This window comes from Actinokineospora globicatena, assembly GCF_024171945.1.
Taxonomy (GTDB): Bacteria; Actinomycetota; Actinomycetes; order Mycobacteriales; family Pseudonocardiaceae; genus Actinokineospora; species Actinokineospora globicatena.
This window is the reverse complement of the sequence record NZ_JAMTCR010000002.1, coordinates 2,705,946-2,724,212: the sequence shown is the minus strand read 5'-3', so window position 1 is coordinate 2,724,212 and position 18,267 is coordinate 2,705,946. Positions and strand designations below refer to the sequence as shown.

The window sequence follows — 18,267 nt, the reverse complement described above, 5'->3', positions numbered from 1 at the left end:
CACGCGGCTGCGACAAGTGCGGCCACGTGCCCACGACCCAACCGCTCTTCCCCACCGACGGCGGACCCAACCACAGCGGCCGCGGATCGCGCACGCGCGAGGTCCCTCCCCCGCCCAGCCCCCACCCTCTCCGGGGGGCGGCCCAGGTCCAGTCTACAAGGACCCCCCGACAGTCGATCTTGAACCGACCCCCGCAGAGATCCACATGTGGATAACTTCTGTCACCCGGAAGACGGAACTATTGAGAGGTGAGGCCAAGGCGTTTGGCGGCTAGGAGGGTGAGGATTTCTGTGGTGCCGCCGCCGATGGAGAGTAGGCGGAGGTCTCGGTAGTGGCGTTCTACCTCGGTGTCGCGGAGGTAGCCGGTGCCGCCGTGGAGTTGGACGGCTTCTCGGGCTACCCATTCGCCGGTTTTGGTGGCGGTGTTCTTGGCGAAGCAGACCTCGGCGATGACGTCCTCGCCTGCGAGGTGGCGGGTGGCGATGGCGCGGGTGTAGGTGCGGGCGACGTCGATGCGGCGGGCCATGTCGGTGAGGGTCATCTGCACCGATTGGCGGGAGATCAGGGGGCGGCCGAAGGTCTCGCGGGCGCGGCACCACTCGACGGTGAGGTCGTAGGCGCGTTGGGCGGTCGCGTAGGCCTGGACGGCGAGGGTGAGGCGTTCGGCGACGAAGTTGAGGGCGATCTGGATGAAGCCGGTGTTCTCGGCGCCGACCAGGTTCGACGCAGGCACTCGACAGTCCACAAAGGATAATGAAGCCGTGTCCGAGCAGTGCCAACCCATCTTCTCCAGCTGGCGGTCCACAGTGAACCCCGGCGTGCCCTTCTCGATGACGAGCAGCGAGATCCCGTGCGCGCCGGGACCACCGGTCCGGACCGCCGTGGTCACGAAGTCCGCGCGGACGCCAGAGGTGATGAAAGTCTTGGCACCGTTGACAATGTAGTCGTCACCGTCACGAACCGCGGTGGTGCGGATGCCCGCGACGTCCGAGCCGCCGTCGGGTTCGGTGATGGCCAGGGCGCCGATCATGTCCCCGGCCAATGTCGGGCGGACCCAACGGTCGACCTGCCCAGCGGCAACCAGGTGCGGCAAAGCGATACCGCAGGTCAGCAACCCCGCGATCAGCCCGCCGGACGCGCCCGCGTAGTGCATCTCCTCCACGACCACCATCGCGTCGATCAAGTCGCCGCCCTCGCCACCCGCCTCCTCTGGGAAGGCGACGCCGAGCAGGCCCACCTTGGCGGCCGCACGGTGCAGCGAACGAGGAAGTTCACCCGCCCGCTCCCAGGAATCCAAGTGCGGCAACACCTCCGCGGCCATGAACCGACGCACGGTGGCCCGCAACTCCCGCCGCTCAGGCGTCTCGAACGGCGTCACAGCAGTTCCTCGGGGATGTCGGCGTGCCGGGAACGGAACCATTCGCCCAAGGCCTTGACTTGGGGGTCAAAACGGGTCGCCGTGGCCACTCCCGAATCAAGCAAGCCGTGGAGGACGAAGTTGACCGCGTTCAGATTAGGAAGCAGATGCCGATCGATCACCAAGTCAGCCGCTTCCGGCAACAGCAAGCGGAGACGATCAGTAGTCATTTCCTTTGCCAGCCAAGGATAAGCAGCCGGATGACGCGCCCAAACACCCAGATTGGCGTCTCCACCCTTATCCCCCGAGCGCGCCCCCAGAATGGTCCCCAACGGCACACGCCGAGTCGACCCGAACGCAGCACCCGGAACAGCAACCGGACGCGGGCGGCCCGGCGCACCAGGAGTCCACGGAATATGACGGCGAGTTCCATCGGACAGAACGGCAACATGCTCAACCGAAGTAGGCGCAACGAACTCAGGCCGATAAACGCCCATCGGAGTGCCATCAGCAGGCGGAGCGGTGAGCGTGAACCCGGGATAGCTAGCGAGAGCCAGTTCAACCGTAGCGCGCGAAAACGCCTTGGCAACAGCAGGATCCGGAGTCCGGATAGTCGCATGCAGGAGCGCGCTAGCCGTCTCCTCGGTGTCAGCGTCAACATGATCGGTACGCGCCAGCGTCCAGGTGACATCCTCGAATTGAAGTTGCTGCTTCACCAACGCGGCCTTGGCGTCGACATCAAGTCCACAGAGGATAAAAGTGGCACTGTTGCGGAACCCGGCAAGCGTGTTGACGCAAACCTTGACCGTCTCCGGCGGCGGACCCCCGCGCACACCACTGATCCGCACTCGATCAGGACCATCACCATCGAGAGCGATGGTGTCGAACCGTGTAGTGACGTCAGGCCCGAGGTAGTCAGCGCCCTGGATCTCGTAGAGCAGTTGCGCCGTAATGGTTTCCGTGGTGACCGCACCGCCAGTACCCGGATGCTTGGTGATCACCGAACTGCCGTCCGCGTGAACCTCCGCGATCGGGAACCCCGGCCGAGTCGCATCGAACTCGGTGAAGAAGGCGTAGTTGCCGCCGGTCGCCTGCGTGCCGCATTCCAGGACGTGCCCGGCCACCGTTGCGCCAGCGAGCCGGTCGTAGTCCGTCCGGCCCCACCCGAAGTGCGCCGCCGCGGGCCCGACCACAAGCGATGCGTCCGTGACCCGCCCGGTGACAACGATGTCCGCCCCAGCCGCGAGGCATTCCGCGATCCCCCACGCACCCAGGTACGCGTTGGCCGTCAACGCCCCGTCGAAGCCCAACGCGCGGACATCGTCACCCTCGACATGAGCAACGTTGACATCGATCCCCTGGTCTTGCGCCAATGCCCGGATCGCGGCCGCGAGCCCCGCCGGGTTGAGCCCCCCGGCGTTGGTGACGATCTTGACGCCGCCCTCCTTGGCCACGCCCAGCGACCGCTCAAGCTGGCGGAGGAAGGTCTTGGCATACCCGCCGCCGGGGTCCTTGAGCCGCTGCCGCCCCAGGATGAGCATGGTCAACTCGGCCAGGTAGTCGCCCGTGAGCACGTCGAGCGCGCCCCCGGTCAGCATCTCGTGCACCGCGTCGAACCGGTCCCCGTAGAACCCGGACGCGTTCCCGATCCGGATCACGGCGCCCGCCCCGCTCCCGGTGGGCCAGCGAACGCCTGCGCGATCCCCAACCAGCGCTCGGCCTCCGCTCCCACCGCCACGAGATCCGCGCCCGAGCGGTGCACCCGCTGCGTCACCACGCGGCAGAAGTCCACAGCGGACCCGACAACCCGTTGATCAGCCTCAGCCGGGCCCCAAGTCCACACCTCGCCGTCCGGCCCGGCCAGCTCGACCCGGAACGCCTCAACCGGCACCGGAAGCCCACGCACGAGATACGCGAAATCCCTCGTACGAACACCGATGTGGGCGACGTGCCGCAGCCGCCGCGTCGGTACCCTGCGCACCCCGAGCGCGTCGGCGATGTCCCCGCCGTGCGCCCACGTCTCCATGATCCGCGCGGTCGCCATCGACGCCGGGCTCATCGGCGGCCCGTACCAAGGGACCTTCCCCTCGGCCGCCGCCAACACCTCGGCGAGCCGGGCGCGAGAAGCCCGCCACCTCCGCAGCAGCTCAGCGGGCTCCAGCCGGGCACCCTCCTCGGCACCGTGGTCCACGAACCGCTCAGTGATCCCCGCCAGCTCAGCCGCGAAAGCGGTCGGGTCGGTCGCGGCCAGCAGGGCGCGCTCATCGGTCCACGCCAGGTGCGCCACCTGGTGGGCCACCGTCCACCCCGGCGCGGGCGTCGGCGTCCGCCACCCGCCCGCGGGCAGGTCGGCGACCAGCGCGTCCACCTCGGCACCCTCGTCCCGCAGGTCGGCGAGCAGTGCGGCCAGCTCGATCACCACCCCACCGTGGCACGGCCCGAACCAGTTTTCAAGCATTCATGCTTGATTGTTTCACCGGGATGGCGGTTTCCGGACCGGCGTCCGCACGCCCCTAACGCGGCCCGCCCCGCGCTCGACGTCTGGACCAGGCAACGGTGGGAGTCCGGCATGGATCGCTGGTCGCAGACGGAGGACGGTGTCCGCTACGTCGAGCACGGTCCGGTCACCGGTGGGACGTACGTCCTGGTGCACGGTCTGGGCGGGTCGCTCGAGCAGTGGAGCGAGATCGTGCGGCGGCTGGGGCACTCGGCGCGGGTGCTGGCCATCGACGTGCCCGGCTTCGGCCGCAGCCGCACCGCGACCGGCGCCTTCGACGTGGAGGCCGCGGCGGCCACGATCGCCCGGTTCTGCGCGGCCAAGCAGGTGCACGACAGCGTGCTCGTGTCGCACTCGGTCGGGTGCGTGATGGCAGCGCGGGTCGCGGCTCTAGCACCGGAGCGGTTCCGCAGGCTGGTGTTCGTCAGCGGTGCCTTGGTCCGTGCCTCCGAGCTGACCCAGCACCCGGGCCGGGCCTTGCGCGAGCCACTGCTCGGGCTTACGGTCGCCACCCAGTTCCTGGCGGGCCTACTCCCGATACCCCGACAGTTGCTGACCGCGATGGCCCGGTCCGCCCTACTACGGTCCGCGCTACTGCGCCCCTTCGTCGCCGACCCGCGCTCACTCGACGCGACCCTGTTGGTGGAAACGCTAACCGGCACAGGTAGTCCTGCCGTGCTGCGCATCCTGTTTACCGCAAAGGCCATCGCTTACGACACCATGCTGCGCTCGGTCCAACAGCCGGTAGACCTCATCACCGGCGACGCTGACCGGCTGATCGCGGACGAGGACCGCCAACTGGTGCGCGCGCTGGTGCGGGTGGAGCGCGACGTGGTCATCGACGACTGCGGGCACTGGCCGTGGCTCGAGCAACCCGCCGAACTCGCGGACCTGTTGATCGCCAGCGGGTCGGGCGCCGATGACTGACCAGCGGCAGGTGGCCGACCGGCGGATCAGCACCGGCGACCTGGACCCGTTCGCGTTCACCGGCATCTACCGGTGGTTCAAGGACTGGCACTCGGCCTGGCTGCTGCTGGTCGGGGTCGGCTACATCGGCGCGGTCCTTGTCGGCGCCGCGTCGGCTGGCGCGATCGGCACGGTCGAGGACTTCCAGGTGGTCGACGACGTCAAGCGGATCCTGCAGCTCCCGGTGACCGAGGTGAGCCAGCCGTCGTTCCCGTTGATCCGCGACGTCACGACCTGGCTGCTGTGCGGTAGCGTCATCGCGGGCACCGTCCTGCTGCACCGGCACTGGTCCTACCTGTCCACCTGCCTGTCGAAGCTCGCCGAGAACGGGGCGATCATCGCCAAGCCCGCGGTGCGCTCGACGCGGGTCTCGCGGGCGCTACGCATCGACGCGATCGTGGCGGGTAAGGACCCGCAAGAGGCCTTCGGGCACTTCATCGCCCGCGTGAACCAGACCCTCCGGGAGCACCGGGCTCACTTAGTGGTGCCGATGGGGATCTTGTCGTTAGTCCTAGCGGTGTTGTTGTGGCTAGGGATGGAAAACAGCCTCTTCCAGACGGTCGCGCCGCCGGGGTTGAGCGACTACGAGCGACAGGTGTGGCTAGAGACCGCTTACCAACACTGGTGGGCGGGCGGTAAGCACCACTTCGCTCGGTTGCTCTACCTTCTGCTGGCTTGGTACGCCATCTTCGTCATCCTCGCGTTCCAAGTGGTCGGCGTGTGCGCCATCTATGTGACCATCGCGATGCACTACCTGGTCGATCCGAGCGCGGACTGGCTCAACAGCGACGGACGGTACGGGTGGGCGCCGCTTGCCCGGTTCTACCGCACGGTGATGTGGGCCAACGCGATCCTCGGGACAAGCCTGACGACCGTGTTGGCGTCGTTAGGCGTAACCAACGTCGCTTGGATCGGTGTGCTGGTCGCGCTCTATGTGCTGCTGATGCCGGTCTTCACGGTCGCGCCGTGGGTGTTGTTCCGGCACGCGGGCCGGAGGGCGGTCGACACGCGGGTCGCCCAGATCAAGGCGCTGGCGCTGGCCAACGGCGTGCGGATCGCCGAGGACATCGAGCGGATGGGTCCCTACCTGGCGGAGATCGACCGCTGCCGGACCGCCGACATCCGGCCGCTGCGGATGGGCACGATCTCGCTGTTCACCCAGTTCACCCAGTTCACCCTGGTCTTCCTGCCGATCGTGTTGGCGGGGGCACAGATCTGGTTGCAGTAGCCGGTCACCGCTGCCCACCGATCAGGTGACGCGGACACGCCTGCCGTTCGCCTAGGCGATGGCAACCGGACACCCGCTGTGGCCAGGATGGGCGGCATGCCGTTGCCCGAATCCAGGCGAGTGCCCGAAACCGGACGAGCGCCCGAAACCACGCGAGCGCACGAGACCAGGCAAGCGCGAGAAGCCAAGCGAGCGGACCGCGGTGAGCGGTTCGCCGCGGCGATGGCGGCGGTGACCAGCCGGTTGCCGTTCGGGCTCGCGCGGATCGTGCCGCCCAGCCTGCTGGGGTTCGGGGTGATCAACGGGTTCACCTTCGCGGTGGACATGGGCCTGCTGACGGTGATGCGCAGCGGGTTGGGCTGGCCGCTGCCGGTCAGCATCACCATCGGCTACGTCATCGCGTTCGGGTTGAGCTTCGTGCTGAACCGGGCGTTCAACTTCCGGTCGCACGCCGACGTGGGCCCGCAGGTCGGCAAGTACGTCGTGGTGGTGACGATCAACTACCTCGCCTGGATCCTGGGCGTGGGCAGCGGTCTGGCGGCCCTGGGCGTCGACTACCACCTCTCCCGGCTCATCGCGGGAGCGTGCGAGGGCGTCTACATGTACGTCTGCATGCGCTGGGTCGTCTTCCGTGACACGGGCGCGCACGACAAGGGCTAAGCGCGCAGGTCACCTCGCTCGCGGTGCCACGAGTTGGTCGCCTCTAGTCCCGCGTCCAGCTCCTCGGCCATCATCGCCACGCGGTGGTCCACAACGGCCTGACCCAACAGCGCTACCGCCAGCTTCGACCCGCTCAGCCTCTGCAAGGCCTCCCACGGCGTTCGCGCTAGATCGCCGACGAGCTTGTTCTCCGCAGGTGGGTCCAACCGCTCCTCGACGCCAGATAGGCCTGCCGCGATCAGTGCGGCGACGACGGTATGCACCTGGGCGTCCGCACCCGCGAACCTGGCCTCCATGCGCAACGACGGTCCGCGCCCGGCAAGCCGAACGGCCGCAGTGCGGTCGTCGTTCCCCCACCGCAGCGAACGCGGCGAGAACGGTGACGTGCGGAGTCGGACGTAAGAGTTCCAGGTAGGCGCCCAGAACGCGGTTAGGTCCGGAGCCGCCCGCAACACCCCGGCGAGAAAGTGCCCGAACAACGTCGACATCTGCTCAGGCCGCGCACCGGCCACCAGCGACACCCCGGACGGGTCCGACAGTGACAGGTGCACGTGGCAGGACCCACCGGCCCCCGAGGACTCCGCCGCGAGGTACCCGGCCCGCACGCCGTGTTCCGCGGCGACCCGACGGATGACGAGCTGGTGCAGCATGGCGTCGTCGCAGGCCGCGAGCGCGTCCCGGTGCCGCTGGACGATCTCGAACTGACCGGGGTGGCACTCCCCGCGCGCCGACTCCACGCCCAGCTTGAGCCCGTCGAGCGCGGTCCGCACGTCGCCGAGCAGCCCGGACATCGGCGACAGCCCGCCGACGGCGTAGTCGAGCCCGCCACCGGTCAGCGGCACGCCGTCGGGGGACGTGAAGGTCACCTCGTGCTCGATGCCGACGGACGGCACGAGCCCGAGCTTCTCCGCCATCACCACCTGCTCGCGCAGCGTGGTCCGGGGCGCCTCTGGCACCGACCGGCCGTCCGGCCACTCCACATCGCACACGACCAGCCACGTGTCGGGCCCGTCTGGCGTCAACGTGGCCAGGTCGGGCCGGATGCGCAGGTCGCCGTAGCCACCGAGGAACTGGTCGACCGCCGAGGCGTTGACCGCCTGCCGCGCCGGGTTCCAGCCGAACACGTACGCGCACATGCCGTACCCACTGGTGAGGGCAGTGTCGACGAAGTACTCGGCCGACAGCTCGACCGCCGCGAACCGGGCGTGCGGGTCGGGCACCAGACAGACCACACGGCGCACCGCCCCCGCGGCCACCGCGCCGCGCAACGCACCAGACAGCGCTGACGCTGCCTGGGCGCGCGCGGCGAGCGTGCGTGGGCCTACCGGTCTGATGTGGTCGATGCTCACCAAGCGCCCTCCGGATCAGGTCCGGCCAGTGGGTTGAGGGCCCGCCCGAACCGGACGTCGAACTCGTCGTCCCGGTCGACCTTGTCGAAGCCCTGACCGGCCAGGTGCTCGCGGTTGAGGCACACCCGCTCCACGTCCGGCGCGAACAGCCTGCACGCGTCGAACCGGGCGGCGGTCTCCGGGTGGGTGTCGCGGTAGGCCGACACGATGTCGCGGACCAGCGCCCACAGCCGCGGCCTGGCGAAACCCAGTTCCTCGTCGAGCACCTCGGCCAGGAACCGCAGCTGCCCGGCGAACACCGAGCTGAACAGCGACTGGGCCAGCAGGTGCGCGGGCCAGCGCAGCATGTCGGCGCTCGCGGAGGCGCCGAGCTGGTCGTAGCCGGGCAGCGGCTCGTCGAGCAGGTCGACGCCTTGGGCGAAGTCCTTGATGGCCACGTGCTTGGGCTTGCCGATGGCGCTGGTGACGAGGATGAGGTTCTGGCCGTGCGGGCAGAACCCGACGCCGTGCGCGAGCAGCCAGTGCAGCAGCGGCGTCAGCAAGATGTCCAGCAGGCCGCGGGTCCAGTCCTCGGTGGACAGGCCGGAGCTGGTGACCAGGTGCGCGATGACCGACACGCCGTCAGGACCCCGGTAGGGCAGGGCGGCGAAGGAGATGGCCCGCTCTCCGTCGGCGAGGCGGGTGCGGATCGGCTCCCGCCACAGCGCGCCGAGGGTCTCGTGGAAGCGGTAGGGCAGTTCGTCGACCGCACCGAAGAGCGGGTGCCGCACGGAGACGCTGGCGATCTCGCCGAGCAGGTCGAACCGGTAGTGGTCGCGGAGCAGCTCGTCGCTGTCGTGCACGCCGCGCAGCCAGGTCGTGACCTCGGGCGCGGCCAGCGTCGCCGCCGACGCCAGACCCCGGTAGACCAGGGTGTTGCGCACCGACACGGCGGTCTTGACGTCCAGCCTGGTCGGGTGCGAGGCGTTGGCCAGCGTCCGCACTGTCTGGTGCGGGCGGTAGCGGTCAGTGCTCTCGCCGACGTGGACGATGACGCCGGTGGCCAGCTCCTTCGCGTAGAGGGTGCCGACGACCTCGTCGAGCTGCCAGGGGTGCACCGGCACCAGGACGTAGTTGGTGGGGTTGTCGAGCTTGGCGCGGAACGCGGCGAGCTTGTCGGCGCCCAGCTCGGCGGTGAGCAGCTTCTCCTCGGTCAGCGTCGCCACGCACGCGAAGGTGGCGTGGTCGCGGTGCACGGCGAGCCAGGGCAGGGCGAACCCGGCGCCGGACTCGGGGGCGTACTTGTTGCGGTCGTGTGCGGAGAACCCGACGCGGCCCTTGTTGAGCACCAGCCGGGGGTGGCCGGTGAGGTGCCCGTCGGCCTCGTCGTAGTCCATCGTGGACAGCTCGGCGGCGGTGGGCGCGTGGCCGAGCCGGGCCGCTTCGTTGGTGACCGTCGCGGTCAGCTCGGCGAGCACGTCGGCCAACCGCAGGCCGGTGAGACCGAGTTCGGCGCGGGCGTCGACGACCAGGGTCCGCGGGTCGTCGACCGGCTGGCCGTCGCGGGTAGCGCTACCCGGTTCGACCGCCCAAGACTCGAAGGCGCCCCGGCGCGCCCGGAACCGGTATCCGACGTCGCTGCCGAGGTCGAGCCGCCAGGCACCCGGCCCGTCCGGTTCTGGCCGCAGCAGGCCCTCGTAGCTGAGTTCCCCCAGCATCTTGTGCGTCACCAGCGCCCCCGCGTCCCGCCAAGCGGCCGTCACATCGCCCTCCCTGTCTCGCGCACCAGTCCGAACGTCGTGAACGCGGTGCGCTGGGGCAGCGGGTGGACCGCTCGCCCGGACACGGCGTTGAGGATCGTGGCCGACCGCCAGGCGGTCAGGCCGAGGTCGGGCGCGCCGACCCCGTGGGTGTGCCGTTCGGCGTTCTGCGCGAACACCGACCCGGTGACGCCCGGCGCTAGACCCACCCGGAACTCCGCGTCCACGGTGAACCTGCCTGCCGCGTCCCTTGCACCTAGCAGCGGACCGAGGAGACCGATGATGTCGCGCTCGGCGTAGCCGGTAGCGCAGACGACGGCGTTGGTCTTCACGGTCGCGGTGGCGTCTTGGTGGATATGGCGGACGGTCAGCTCTATGGCCGTGTCCTCGCCACGGGCGGCGGTTACCTCAACGCCGGGGGCAAGGGTCACGTCGGGCCAACCGCCGCCGACAGTGCTGCGGTACAACTCGTCCTGGATTTCGGCGATGGTGTCGGCGCTGATCGCCTTATAGAGCTGCCATTGCGCGGGGACGAGGGCATCGCGGGTGGGTTCGGGGAGACCGTGGAAGTAACGGGTGTAGTCGGGTGTGAACTGCTCTAGCCCGAGTTTCGAGTACTCCATGGGCGCGAAGGCAGGTGTGCGGGTGAGCCAGCGGAGGCCGCCACCGCGTCTGCGTAAGAGGTCGAGGAAGACCTCCGCGCCTGATTGGCCGGAGCCGACGACCGTGACGTCGTTTAGGGCTAAGAGGCTGTCCCTGACGGCTAAGTAGTCCGCCGAGTGGTGGGCTAAGCCAGACAGCGCGCCGGGAATGACCGGTTCGGTACCGACGCCGAGGACGACGTTGCGAGCTAAGAGGGTCTCGTCCTTGGTGACGACCTCGAACGCCTCTTGTGCTGTCGACCAGCGGACTTTGGTGACGTCGCGGTCGAAGGAACAGGAGGGCAAACGTTTGACTGCCCAACGGCAGTAGTCGTCGTACTCCGCGCGCGGGATGTGGAAGCGCTCGGCGAAGTAGAACGGGAAGAGTCTGCCCTTGTCGCGCAGGTAGGCCAAGAACGACAACGGGTGCGTTGGGTCAACGAGAGAGACGAGGTCTGCCAGGAACGGCACCTGCAACGTGGTGCCGTCGATGAGCAGACCGGGATGCCAGCGGAACTCGGGAGACCGGTCGAGGAATCGCGCGCTCAGGCCGCCGACCCCGGACGCGAGTGCGGCCAGGGAGAGGTTCGCCGGCCCGATGCCGACTCCGACGAGGTCTAGCGGCACCGTTCCGCCTTGTCCGCCACCAGGTCCAGCAGCGGCAGGTAGTGCTCGGGGGTCGCGTGCGGGTGCAGCAGCGTCAGCTTCAACCAGAGCCGCGGTGTTCCGTCGATGTCGGGCATGGTGGCACGGCCCAGGACAGCGGCACCGTCGTCGAGCAGTCCCCTTCGGACAGCCGCGACCAGGGCGTCGCCGTCGTCGGACAGGTCAGCCACGCGCGGGCGGAGCAGGATCGTGGACAACGTCGGTTCCCCCCACAGGCGCAGACGGCTGTGAGAGGCGACGGCGCGCGCGACCTCTGTGGCGGTGTCACAACAGCGGTCGACCAGTTCACCGAGGCCCGCTGTACCGAGCGCGCGGGTGGTGACGGCGATCTTGAACGCGTCAGGCCTACGGGAGGTGCGCAGTGAACGGCCCAGCAGGTCCGGTAGTCCTGCCTCGGTGTCGTCGTCTGCGTTGAGGTAGTCGGCGTTGGTGGAAAGCCTGGCCGTGAGGGCTGTGTCGCGGCAGACGAGGACTCCGGCGGCGATGGGCTGCCACCCCAGCTTGTGCAGGTCGAGCGCGATGGAGTCGGCGCGATCGATGCCCGCGAGCATGTGGCGACGATCGCTGAACAGCAGCGCGCCACCGTAGGCCGCGTCGACGTGTAGCCAAGCCCCGGCCGCCTGCGCGATATCGGCGATATCGGTGATCGGGTCGATAGCGCCGGAATTAGTGGTACCTGCCGTGGCAGTGACAACGGCAGGACGATCGAGCTCGCTAAGAGCCTCGGCAAGTGCGCGCGGGTCGACTCGGTCCAAGTGCGCGCGTACGACTACCGGGCGCGGGAGGCCGAGGAGCCAGGCCGCGCGGGCGACGCTGTGGTGCGCGTTAGCGCCGCAGACCGGCACGATGTCGGGCCCCAGGGTCTCCCTGGCCAGCAACAGCGCGGTGATGTTCGACTCGGTACCGCCACTGGTGACCAACGCGTCCGGTCGTTCGGCGCTCGGGTAGCACAACCGGGCCACGCGGTCGGTCAACGCCCGTTCCAGCGCGCTCGCGGCGGGCGCCTGGTCCCACGAGTCCATCGACGGGTTGAGCACGCTGGCGACGAGGTCCGCGGCGGCGGCCACGGCCAGCGGCGGGCAGTGCAGGTGCGCGGCGCACCAGGGGTCGACGGGATCCGCCGACCCGGCCGCGAGCAGGGCGGACAGCTCGGCGATGGCCACCTCGGCCCCCACCCCGGCCACCGGCAGCGGGTCGAGCGGCGCGATCGCCCGCGCCACCGCCGCCGGACCGCCCGCCGGGAGCGGACCCCCGCGTTGCCGCACCCCGGCGCCGAGGGCCGCGAGGGCCACCGACACCAGTCCACCCACTGTCTCCGCACCGGCCAGCGCGGCGGCACCGGTGGGATCCCCGCCGCTCACCCCACCCGGCACCCAGTCGAGCCCGTTCGCGTGCACCCGGACCATCCCGCGCCTTTCTTAGGTTTGCCTACCCTTACCAAGATAGTCGGCGGTCACCTCCGGCCTTCGAGCCCTCCTTGGGATCTTGCTTGGCTCACCGCGCGGGCGCTAGGGCCCGCACCAGCCCGGCCGGGTCGTCCCCGGTGGGCAAGACGGACATGATCGGCACGGTCACCCCGGCGTCCACATAGGAGGCCACCCGCTCCCGGCACGCGTCGGGGTGGCCGTGGACGATCAGGTCGTCGACCACGTGGTCCGGGATCGCGGCGTTCGCGGCCGCCCGGTCACCACGCGCCCAGGCCTCTTGCATCGGCCGGAGCACCTCGCCGCGTCCGAGCCACTCGTGAAACGCGGCATAGACCGGCACGGTGAGATAAGAGCTGATGAGCAACCTGCCCAAGGCGCGAGCCGCGTCCTTGTCCGCCGTCGGACAGACCAAGATGCGCGCGACCAGCTCCGTGTCGGGGCGTAGTTCGGCCTTGACCTTGGGGACGTCCGTAGGGGCCAACCAGTTGGTGATAGCGCCATCGGCGAGCCTTGACGCTAACCGCAGCATCCCGGGTCTTAGCGCCGCCACCATGATCTCCGGCGGGACGGCGGGCGGCCGCTCCAGCCGGAACCGCGAGATGGAGAACGTGTCGTAGTCCGCGCTGACCTTCTCCCCCGCCAACGCCGACCGCAGGAACGTCACGGTGTCGCGCACCCGCTGGTAGGGCCGGTGGAACACACCCCCGTTCCACCCCTCCACGATCACCGAGGACGACGACCCGATCCCCAGCGTGAACTGCCCGGGCGCCACCTCCGCGACGCTCGCCGCGCTCATCGCCAACACCCCCGGCCCCCGGGTGAACACCGGCGCGATCGCCGTCCCGAGCCGCAACCGGGGCGCCCACTCGGCGGCGAGCACCAGCGGGGTGAACGCGTCACACCCGGCCGTCTCCGCCGACCACGCGTCGGTGTAGCCCAGGTCCGGCAGCTCCCGGACCAGGTCGCGGTGCGCGGGGAGCGGAATCCCGGTCAACGGCAGTGAAAGCCCCCACCTCGACGACATGCCACCCCTCCCCAACCAGCGCGAACCTAACCGCGCAGGCTACCGGCGGGCACCCGGGGTGGAGGCGGGACGACACACGGACGACGTGGGAAACTTGGACAAACCACCGCCGGGACGGGGTCGTGCCTACTGCTCGCGTCTCGCCTTGATTTGGTAGCTAGTTGGACCGGGGGCGGTTCGGCTGGGTGGTGGGCTGGGGGAAGTCCAGGTCTCGTGCCTTCCCTGCGCTGCGGGAGACGCCTCGGCTGCGCCATCGAACAGGCGCGAGAATGCGAAGAGCTCGATGGGGCGAACTTGTTTTGCGCGGGGCCCCTACGACACCCGGGGAAGGGCTAAAAGCAGGGGGCCAAAGAGCGGCCCTCCCCTGCCCCTGACGACGCTACGGGTGCCCACACACACACACAACAAGTCCGCCCCATCAAGCAGTTGGCACCAGCGACTTCGTGGAGCGGTGAGCGGCCAACATCGTCGACGGGCGTCTTAGGCCAACGTCGTTGGGGTCGTTGCCAGTCGTGGGGGTGAGGTTAGGTCGGGTGCGGCTCTCGGGGGGAGAGCCGCACCCGGGGGGTTAGGCGATGCCTAGGGAGGTCTTGAGCCAGCGGACCTGGAGGAAGAGGAAGTTCTCGGCTACGTCGTCCTCTTGGGGGGTCATGTGGGTGACGCCGGGGAGGGGGAGGAGGGCGTGGGGGCGGCCTGCTGCTACCAGGGCGCTGGAGAGGCGGATGGCGTGGGCGACCACGACGTTGTCGTCGGCTAGGCCGTGGATGATGAGTAGCGGTCGGTCGAGTTTGGGGGCGTCGTCGATGAGGGAGTTGCGGGTGTAGGCGTCGGGGTTTTCGGCGGGGTGGCCGAGGTAGCGCTCGGTGTAGTGGGTGTCGTAGAGGGTCCAGTCGGTGACTGGGGCGCCTGCGATGGCGGCGTGGAACACGTCGGGGGCGCGCAGGACGGCCAGGGCCGAGAGGTAGCCGCCGTAGGACCAGCCGCGGATGGCGACCTTGGTGAGGTCGAGGTCGGCACCGGTGGCGGCGACCGCGTGCAGGGCGTCGACCTGGTCGGTGAGGGTGATCTCGGCGGGCTCGAAGGCCAGTTCCCGCTCCCAGACCGGGCCGCGGCCGGGGGTGCCGCGGCCGTCGGCGACCACGACCGCGAAGCCCTGGTCGGCGAGCCACTGCGGGTTCAGGTACGCGTTGCGGGTCGAGAGCACGCGCTGGGCGTGCGGGCCGCCGTACGGGTCCATCAGGACCGGGAGCTTGCGGCTGCCCGGGACGTGCCCGGTCGGGTACAGCAGCGCCACCCGCAGGTCGCGCTCACCGACGGTGAGCAGCCGCACGTTCGGCACCACGCCGGGGTCCACCGTCAGGCTGGCGACCTCACCTACCGCCGCGCCGTCGCGCAGGACCTGGACGCGCGGGCCGGACCACTCCAGCGACCACGACGTCAGCACCGTCACACCACCGGCGCGGGCCGCGGCGTGCACGCCGTCCACAGTGGACAGCCTGCGGTCGCCCGCGTACACGTGCACCTGGGTCGGGTCCTCGGCCGAGGCGGTGAACAGCACGTCGTCGGCGACGTCGAGCACGGCACGGACCTGCAGGTCGCCGCTGATCTCGGTGTCGCCGACGACCAGGCGGTTGGCGCCGTCGCGGGCGGTGACCCGGACCAGCTCGCCCGCGGGCGTCCACGCGGGGACGCCGGTGGTGATCTCGACCCAGTGCGGGTCGGTCTCGGTGTGCAGGACCTCGGTGGCGCCGGTGTCGGGGTCGACGGCGCGGATCTGCACGGTGCGCTGGTCGCGGGACTGGACCGCGATCAGCGGCGCGCCCCCGGCCGACCAGTGCGCGGTGACCAGGTAGGGCTGGTCGACGCCGTCCCAGTCGACGTCGACGGTGGTCCCGTCCAGCCCGATGACGGCCAGCCGGACCTTGACGTTCGGGGTGCCCGCGGCCGGGTAGGCCACGACGGCGGGTTCGGCGCCCGGGTTCGCCGGGTCGGCGATGTACCAGCGCTGGACCTCGCGCTTGTCGGTGTGCGCGACCAGCAGCCGGGTGCCGTCCGGCGACCACCAGTAGCCGCGGGTGCGGTTCATCTCCTCGGCGGCGACGAACTCGGCCAGGCCCCAGGCCCGGTCCTCGCCCTCCGGGGTGGCCAGCGCGCGGTCGTCGGAGCCGTCGACGGCCACGACCCGCAGCGCGTTGTCGGCCACGTACGCGACGTGGGTGCCGGTGGGGTTGGGCCGGGGGTCGGCCACGGGGGTCGCCACGGGCAGTTCACGCGTGTCACCGGTGAGCGCGTCGGCCGTGAAGAGCCTGCCCGACAGCGCGAACGCGGCGAGCCTGGCAGCGCTGTCTGTGGCGTAGCCGACAACGCCGCCCCCCTGCTCACGGGTGCGCTCGCGGCGGGCCAACTCCTCCGGTGAGAGCTGCTCCGCGCCACCGAGCAGCACGCCCGGGTCCCCCAGTCGGGTCTCCTGCCCGGTGGCGAGGTCCTGCTGCCACAGCGCGTGGGTGCGGTCCTCGCCGGAGCCGGAGCGCAGGAACAGCAGGTGGGTGCCGTCCGCGGCGATCCGGAACTCCCTCGGGGAGCCGAGGGTGAAGCGTTGGGTCCTGGCCTGTAGGCGCAGGAACGAGTTCTCACTGGTCACGCCGGACAACTTATCCGGCCCGGCGCCCGCGTGGCACTACGTGCTCTCGGCCTGTGGACAACTCCGCCGGGGTTCTTGGCAAAACCCTTGGTGTTCCACAGGTTCCTCACATGCGCCGACCCGAGAGTAGGTGGCATGAACGAATACCCCGAGCAGGCGCCGCAGTCCCCTCAGGTGTCGCAGTCCCCGCAGATGTCACAGTCCCCGCAGGCGCAGCGGTCCCCCGAGTCCCACCAGTCGCCGCAGCCCCTCCAGACACCGCCGTCCGCGCAGTACGCGCCGTCGCCGGGGATGTCGGGCTCGGGGGCGCCGTTCGGCCAGCCGTCGCCGTACGCGCAGCAGCGGTTCCCGGCCGGGCAGCACCCCTACCTCACGCCAGGGCTCCCCGAACCGCGCAGCAAGATCCGCCGGGGTGCGGTCGGGCTCGTCGCGGCGGCGGTGCTGGGCGCGGGTGTGCTCGGCGGCGCGGCGGGGGCCTTCTTCGGCTCGGACGGCGCGTCCGCCCCGGTCGCATCGGTCGCCACCAGCGCGCAGACCGTGGCCGCGACCACGCCGACCGACGTCAGCGCGGTGGTCGCGAAGGTCATGCCGACCGTCGTGGAGATCACCACCCGCACGGCGAACGCGGAGGGCATCGGGTCGGGCGTGGTCCTGAGCGCCGACGGCCGGATCCTGACGAACAACCACGTCATCGCGGGCGCCAAGGAGATCACCGTCAGCTTCTCCGACGGCAGGACCGCCAGCGCCGAGGTGGTCGGGACCGACACCAGCGCCGACCTCGCGGTAATCCAGGCCACGGGTGTGAGCGGCCTCACCGCCGCCGTGCTCGGCGACTCGTCCCAGGTCCGCGTCGGCGACGAGGTCATCGCCATCGGCTCCCCCGCGGGCCTGCAGGGCACCGTCACCACCGGCATCGTCAGCGCACTCGACCGCGACGTCTCCATCCCCTCGGAGACCGGCTCCCGCGGCATGCGCGGCAGCACCAGCACCGCGGTCTCCTACAAGGCCATCCAGACAGACGCCTCGATCAACCAGGGCAACTCCGGCGGCCCCCTCTTCGACACCCTCGGCCGCGTCATCGGCATCAACTCCGCCATCTACTCACCGGTGTCCAGCGTGGACGGTGCCGCGGGCAGCGTCGGCATCGGCTTCAGCATCCCGATCGACACCGCCAAGGAGGTGGTCGCCAAGATCAGCTGACACACACCCGGGGACACCAGGGCCGTGCGGGACCCCACCCGCACGGCCCTTCCGCGCGTCCGGACCACCCTGAACCAGGTGTGACACGCCCCGGGCGCGGACTAGTCCTGTGTGGAGGCTCCGACGTGGTAGCGGAGTTGTTGGGTGGTGGTGTGGCGTTCGATGCGGACTTCCATGCGGGCGCTGACGAGGGTGGCCTCGTCGGCGACCAGGGGGGTGGCGTCGCGTTCCAGGGTGAGGCGGGTGCTGCGCAGGCAGAGGGTGCCGCGGGGGACGGCGAGGAGGTGGGCGAGGTCGGCGGTGACGGCGACGGGGGTGAGGGTCTCGGTGGCGCGGGCCGGGACGCGGCCGCAGCGCTCGGTGAGCAGGTGGTAGAGCGATGTGGTGCGGAAGTCGGCGTCGAGCAGGGCGCTGCCCAGGGCGGCGGGGATGCGGGAGAGCTGGTGGACGACCGGTTGGGCGCCGACCAGGCGCAGGCGTTCGACCTCGAGGACCCGGTCGGCGCGCAGCCGTTCGGCGATGTCCGGGGTGGGGGTGACGACCTCGGCGCGGAGTTGGACGGTGGTCATCACGATGCCCTGGGCGGCCAGGTCGTCGACGATGCTGCCCAGGCCCGCGGCCAGGTAGGGGACGCGGTGCGCGCGGACGAAGGTGCCCTTGCCCGCGACCTGCTCGACGACCCCCTCGTCCTCCAGGGCGCGCAGCGCCTGCCGCAGGGTCATCAGGCTGACCCCGTACTCCTCGCTCAGCTCGCGCTGCGGCGGCAGCGGCCTGCCCGCGCGGAACTCGGCGGCGGCGATGCGGCGCACCAGGTCGTCCTGGATCGACACGTACTTCGGTGCCACGGCCGCACCCTCCCGCTCGCCGGTCCC

14 protein-coding genes are annotated in these 18,267 nt (G+C 70.2%); 4 read left to right on the top strand and 10 right to left on the bottom strand.

The features are described from left to right. Positions 1 to 238 precede the first annotated feature (238 nt). From LV79_RS12315 to LV79_RS12305, 3 genes are read right to left on the bottom strand one after another with little or no spacing between them, the layout of a single operon-like run. Positions 239 to 1,420 (bottom strand): acyl-CoA dehydrogenase family protein, encoded by a 1,182-nt coding sequence (locus tag LV79_RS12315; protein ID WP_372495313.1) that lies wholly within the window; start codon positions 1,418 to 1,420, stop codon positions 239 to 241. After that, positions 1,375 to 3,015, bottom strand: coding sequence for an acyclic terpene utilization AtuA family protein (locus LV79_RS12310; RefSeq protein WP_253835164.1), 1,641 nt, complete (start codon positions 3,013 to 3,015; stop codon positions 1,375 to 1,377). Before LV79_RS12310 ends, LV79_RS12315 begins: the two co-directional genes overlap by 46 nt. Beyond that, a complete protein-coding gene (locus tag LV79_RS12305) occupies positions 3,012 to 3,776 on the bottom strand; it encodes a TIGR03084 family metal-binding protein (protein WP_253835161.1) in 765 nt (254 codons plus the stop codon). The genes LV79_RS12310 and LV79_RS12305 overlap by 4 nt, the downstream gene beginning before the upstream one ends. Before the next feature lie 150 nt (positions 3,777 to 3,926). Here LV79_RS12305 and LV79_RS12300 point away from each other — a divergent pair, with 150 nt between their 5' ends. The 3 genes from LV79_RS12300 to LV79_RS12290 all read left to right on the top strand — a co-directional run bounded on the left by LV79_RS12300 (position 3,927) and on the right by LV79_RS12290 (position 6,708). Next, positions 3,927 to 4,781, top strand: coding sequence for an alpha/beta fold hydrolase (locus LV79_RS12300; protein WP_253835158.1), 855 nt, complete (start codon positions 3,927 to 3,929; stop codon positions 4,779 to 4,781). Then, on the top strand, positions 4,774 to 6,048 hold the full coding sequence (locus tag LV79_RS12295; protein ID WP_253835156.1) for a hypothetical protein: 1,275 nt from the start codon (positions 4,774 to 4,776) through the stop codon (positions 6,046 to 6,048). Before LV79_RS12300 ends, LV79_RS12295 begins: the two co-directional genes overlap by 8 nt. Positions 6,049 to 6,144: 96 nt before the next feature. Then, positions 6,145 to 6,708, top strand: coding sequence for a GtrA family protein (locus tag LV79_RS12290; protein WP_253835154.1), 564 nt, complete (start codon positions 6,145 to 6,147; stop codon positions 6,706 to 6,708). Here LV79_RS12290 and LV79_RS12285 read toward each other — a convergent pair. From LV79_RS12285 to LV79_RS12260, 6 genes are all read right to left on the bottom strand, one after another. Then, positions 6,705 to 8,057, bottom strand: coding sequence for a type I glutamate--ammonia ligase (locus tag LV79_RS12285; RefSeq protein ID WP_253835152.1), 1,353 nt, complete (start codon positions 8,055 to 8,057; stop codon positions 6,705 to 6,707). The genes LV79_RS12290 and LV79_RS12285 overlap by 4 nt on opposite strands. Beyond that, on the bottom strand, positions 8,054 to 9,754 hold the full coding sequence (locus LV79_RS12280) for an IucA/IucC family protein (RefSeq protein ID WP_253836033.1): 1,701 nt from the start codon (positions 9,752 to 9,754) through the stop codon (positions 8,054 to 8,056). The genes LV79_RS12285 and LV79_RS12280 overlap by 4 nt, the downstream gene beginning before the upstream one ends. Before the next feature lie 41 nt (positions 9,755 to 9,795). Continuing rightward, a complete protein-coding gene (locus LV79_RS12275; protein ID WP_253835150.1) occupies positions 9,796 to 11,064 on the bottom strand; it encodes a lysine N(6)-hydroxylase/L-ornithine N(5)-oxygenase family protein in 1,269 nt (422 codons plus the stop codon). Next, a complete protein-coding gene (locus LV79_RS12270) occupies positions 11,055 to 12,509 on the bottom strand; it encodes a pyridoxal phosphate-dependent decarboxylase family protein (protein WP_253835148.1) in 1,455 nt (484 codons plus the stop codon). Before LV79_RS12270 ends, LV79_RS12275 begins: the two co-directional genes overlap by 10 nt. A gap of 88 nt (positions 12,510 to 12,597) precedes the next feature. Continuing rightward, positions 12,598 to 13,554, bottom strand: coding sequence for an LLM class F420-dependent oxidoreductase (locus LV79_RS12265; protein ID WP_253835146.1), 957 nt, complete (start codon positions 13,552 to 13,554; stop codon positions 12,598 to 12,600). A 568-nt stretch (positions 13,555 to 14,122) separates the two neighbouring features. Beyond that, positions 14,123 to 16,195 carry a S9 family peptidase gene (locus LV79_RS12260; protein ID WP_253835144.1) on the bottom strand — a complete coding sequence of 691 codons (2,073 nt, stop codon included), beginning with the start codon at positions 16,193 to 16,195 and terminating at the stop codon, positions 14,123 to 14,125. Positions 16,196 to 16,486: 291 nt separating this feature from the next. Here LV79_RS12260 and LV79_RS12255 point away from each other — a divergent pair, with 291 nt between their 5' ends. Then, positions 16,487 to 17,395, top strand: a complete 909-nt coding sequence (locus LV79_RS12255; RefSeq protein WP_372495338.1) for a S1C family serine protease — start codon at positions 16,487 to 16,489, stop codon at positions 17,393 to 17,395. Between the two features lie 101 nt (positions 17,396 to 17,496). Here the strand turns inward: LV79_RS12255 and LV79_RS12250 are convergent, their stop codons facing one another. Further along, positions 17,497 to 18,240 carry a GntR family transcriptional regulator gene (locus LV79_RS12250; RefSeq protein ID WP_253835140.1) on the bottom strand — a complete coding sequence of 248 codons (744 nt, stop codon included), beginning with the start codon at positions 18,238 to 18,240 and terminating at the stop codon, positions 17,497 to 17,499. Positions 18,241 to 18,267 lie beyond the last annotated feature (27 nt).

Excerpts from the sequence above, each read along its gene's own strand:
- LV79_RS12280 (WP_253836033.1), bottom strand. The coding sequence starts at position 9,754 with ATGCTGGGGGAACTCAGCTACGAGGGCCTGCTGCGGCCAGAACCGGAC.
- LV79_RS12255 (WP_372495338.1), top strand. The coding sequence starts at position 16,487 with ATGTCGGGCTCGGGGGCGCCGTTCGGCCAGCCGTCGCCGTACGCGCAG.
- LV79_RS12265 (WP_253835146.1), bottom strand. The coding sequence starts at position 13,554 with ATGTCGTCGAGGTGGGGGCTTTCACTGCCGTTGACCGGGATTCCGCTC.
- LV79_RS12295 (WP_253835156.1), top strand. The coding sequence starts at position 4,774 with ATGACTGACCAGCGGCAGGTGGCCGACCGGCGGATCAGCACCGGCGAC.
- LV79_RS12300 (WP_253835158.1), top strand. The coding sequence starts at position 3,927 with ATGGATCGCTGGTCGCAGACGGAGGACGGTGTCCGCTACGTCGAGCAC.
- LV79_RS12270 (WP_253835148.1), bottom strand. The coding sequence starts at position 12,509 with ATGGTCCGGGTGCACGCGAACGGGCTCGACTGGGTGCCGGGTGGGGTG.
- LV79_RS12315 (WP_372495313.1), bottom strand. The coding sequence starts at position 1,420 with ATGGTTCCGTTCCCGGCACGCCGACATCCCCGAGGAACTGCTGTGACG.
- LV79_RS12290 (WP_253835154.1), top strand. The coding sequence starts at position 6,145 with ATGCCGTTGCCCGAATCCAGGCGAGTGCCCGAAACCGGACGAGCGCCC.